This is a genomic window from Variovorax sp. Varisp36 (assembly GCF_047304235.1).
In the GTDB taxonomy this organism is placed as follows: domain Bacteria; phylum Pseudomonadota; class Gammaproteobacteria; order Burkholderiales; family Burkholderiaceae_C; genus Variovorax.
Window position 1 is genome coordinate 1 of record NZ_JBGLYU010000091.1, and the last position, 3246, is coordinate 3246.

Here is a 3246-nt window from a genome sequence, read left to right on the forward strand (position 1 = left end):
GCATTTCTCCCTCCCCCAGCGGGGGAGGGAGAAATGCGGGGGATCAGCGACGCAATGCGGCGGTCAGAGCCGATGGCGAGCGATAGCCCGTTAGGCGCGCCGTTTCGGCCACGCTCATTCCGCCGAGCCGCAGCTCGCGTGCATGCGCCAGCCGCAGCGAGCGCAGCCAGTGCATCGCGCCCATGCCCTGTTCGTCGCGGCAGCGCTGCGCGAACTGGCTCGGGCTGAGGCAGGCTGCACCGGCCAGGTCGGCCACGCCCAGCGGTTCGTGCCAGCGGGCGCGGGCCCAGTCGGCGAGCACAGGCCAGTCGATGCGACGGCGGCGTGAATCCGAATGAGAGGGCGGCTCGGGATTCCAGGCCTCCAGCAGCAGCGCGGGCCCGTTCTGCAGGGCCAGGGCCGAGGCCTGCGGCTGCCGCAGGCATTGCGCCAGGTAGCGCGCCAGCGTGTGCAGCTGCGGCGCACCGGGCGGTGCGCGCTCGGCGCAGCGGGCCCATGCCGCGTGTGTGGTGTCGAGCACCAGGCACACGCTGCCTTGCTTGCGCGCGCTGAAGTCGTGCCGGTCGCCGGGTGCGACCACCTGCGCCTCGCCCACGCCGATGCCGGCACCGCGGCCTTCCACTTCGATCTCCAGCACGCCGTCGAGGCCGATCAGCACCTGGAAATGATCGTGCGCGTGGCTGCCGTGCGAGTCGCCGTAGTTGCGCAGCGAGAGTGCGTGGCTCGTCGGCGGGGAAGAGGCAGGGGTGTACATGTTCTTGCGTATTGTCCGCGCAGCCTCTTCGAGGCGGCCGGCGGCCGGCTGCCGGCCGCGGCATGCCATAGGCGCGCGCGGCGCCATCAACCGAGCCGCAGCAGCACCGCCGACGCCGCGCACACGATCAGAAACGGAATGCTGATGCGGTGGAACTCGCGCAGCCCGTGCGGCACCTTGGCCAGCCGCAGCGCGATCAGGTTGGCCAGCGAGCCCAGCACGCAGCCGAAGCCGCCCACGCTCACGCCGGCCGCGAGCGCGGGCAGGTCGTGCACGTAGCGGTCCAGCAGGATGGTTGCCGGCACGTTGCTGATGAATTGCGAGGTAACGATGGCCGCGAAGTACGCGCGCCAGCCTTCGGCAATCGGCCACCGCCCCACGGTCGCGGCCACGGCCGGCAGCTCTGCGAGCTGGCGCAGGTCGACGAACATCAGCGCGATGATCGCCAGCAGCGCCCAGTCGACATCGCGCAGCACGCGGCGCTGGAACAGCAGGTAGGCGCCGAACACCACCGCCAGGCCCGCCAGCAGCCAGTGCCGGTCGAGTGCGACAACGAAGCCCACGAACAGCACGCCCGACAACGCCAGCAGGCGCGGCCGCACCGCGGCAGGCTCGGCGGCGGGCTTGAGCGCGATCGACGTTCGCGGCGCCAGCAGCCACACGGCCACGACCAGCCAGAGCAGCATGACGAGCACCGTGGGCGCCATCATGGCCATGAAGCCGCCGAAGCTCTCGCCGGTGCGGTGCCACAGGTACAGGTTCTGCGGATTGCCGATGGGCGTGAGGGCAGAGCCCGCGTTCACCGCCAGCGCTTCCAGCACCACCAGCCGCGCCAGCGGCAGGTGCGCCTGCGTGGCCAGCACGCGCGTGAGCGGCACAAGCAGGAACAGGCTCACGTCGTTGGTGACGAGCGCCGACAGCACGGCGGCGGTGGCGGTGAGCAGCAGCGCGAGCTGGCGCAGGTTGGTGGTGCGTGCGAGCAGGCGCTGCGCGGCCGATTGCAGCATGCCGCTCCTCTCCACCCCCTGCGTGATCGCGAGCAGCCCGGCCAGGGCTCCCACGGTCTGCCAGTCGACCAGCTCGAGCCAGTCCATCGGTGCGCGCGGCCGCAAGAAGGCGAACACCACAGCCACCGCCAGCAGCACCCAGAGCAGGCCATTGCCGCCGCTTTCGTGCGGCGACGGGGCGTTGTCGTCGGGGGAGGCAGGCGGCAGGGCGGGCGCGGTGTCTTTGGTCATGGGGCGGTGGTGGTCAGGGCGGAGGCGGCCGGCGCGCTCGCGGGAGAAGAACGAGGCCGGTGGCGAGTTTCGGGCATTGCCAGGGCAAACAGCGTCAAGGCACCGGCCGCAATGCCCGCGAGCATGACAAATGCCGTGCCGTAGCCGGCCAGGTGCGCGACCGTGCCCGCGACCAGGTTGCTGAGCGCAGCGCCCAGCCCCACGCAGGTCCCACCGAGGCCGAGCGCGAAGTTGAAGTGGCCGCTGCCGCGCGTCAGGTCGCCGATCATCAGTGTGAACATGGCGCCGAAGACGGCCGCGCCGATGCCGTCGAGCACCTGCAGCGCCAGCAGCGCGGCAGGGCTGTCGGCCAGCAGGTAGAGCAGCCCGCGCACCGGCAGCACCGCGAAGCCGACCAGGAAGATCGGCTTGCGCGCGAGCCGAGGCGCCCAGCGACCGACCGCGAGGCCGATCGGGATGGTCACCAGCTGCGTGACGATCACCCCGCCCGAGAGCCACAGCGTGGCCGAGCTGCCGGACTGCGTGCCGACCTTCTGCGCCACCAGCGTGAGCATCGCGGCATTGGCCAGGTGGAACAGGAAGGCGCAGGCGAGCAGCACGAAGAGGCGGTGGTCGTGCCAGCGTGCCGTGGAGGGCGCACCGCCGGCGTGCGCATCGGCGCCGCGCGCAAGGCGCAGGTCGATGTCCCGGTGGCGGATCGCGAGCGCCGCCGCGATGGTCGGCAGCGCCATCGCCACCGCATAGAAGAACATCGCATGCGGCCCGAAGGCATGGCCCACCCAGCCGGTGCCCAGCGCCCACAGCACCGTGCCGGCCGCCGTGATCGCGACGTTGCGGCCGATGCGGGCATCCAGCCCCGCACGGCCCACCATGCCCAGGCTGATGGCGGCGATGGCGGGCGCAACCAGCGTGCCGGCCGCGCCGATCAGCGACTGTCCCGCGAGGATGACGCCGTATCCCGGCCAGTTCGCCATGACCACGAGGCAGCTCGCGATGAGCGCGATGGCGCCCGCGATCCAGCGCGGCTTGTGCCGCACGCTGTCGATCAGCGCGCCGGCCGGCGCCTGCATCGCCAGCCCGACCAGCGCCGAGACGAACATCACGGTGCCGATGCGCTGCGGATTCCAGGCGAGCGTGCCGGCCATGAAGACGATCAGGAACGGACCGACGCCGCCCTGGATGTCGGGCGCGAAGAAGGCGAGTGCGTCGAGTGCGCGCAGGCTGCGGCGGGAGGGGGCGGCGGTGGTCATGGCG

At 71.9% G+C, this 3246-nt stretch carries 3 protein-coding genes; all 3 read right to left on the reverse strand.

From position 1 onward, the window contains the following. Nucleotides 1–43 precede the first annotated feature (43 nt). Nucleotides 44–754: a helix-turn-helix domain-containing protein gene (locus tag ACCD11_RS28235; protein WP_413316425.1), complete on the reverse strand. Its 711-nt coding sequence runs from the start codon at nucleotides 752–754 to the stop codon at nucleotides 44–46. Nucleotides 755–840: 86 nt separating this feature from the next. Further along, nucleotides 841–1992 carry an SLC13 family permease gene (locus tag ACCD11_RS28240; protein WP_413316427.1) on the reverse strand — a complete coding sequence of 384 codons (1152 nt, stop codon included), beginning with the start codon at nucleotides 1990–1992 and terminating at the stop codon, nucleotides 841–843. Continuing rightward, nucleotides 1989–3246, reverse strand: a 1258-nt coding sequence (locus ACCD11_RS28245) for an MFS transporter (RefSeq protein WP_413316429.1), incomplete at its 5' end; no start/stop codon positions are given. The genes ACCD11_RS28240 and ACCD11_RS28245, both read right to left, overlap by 4 nt.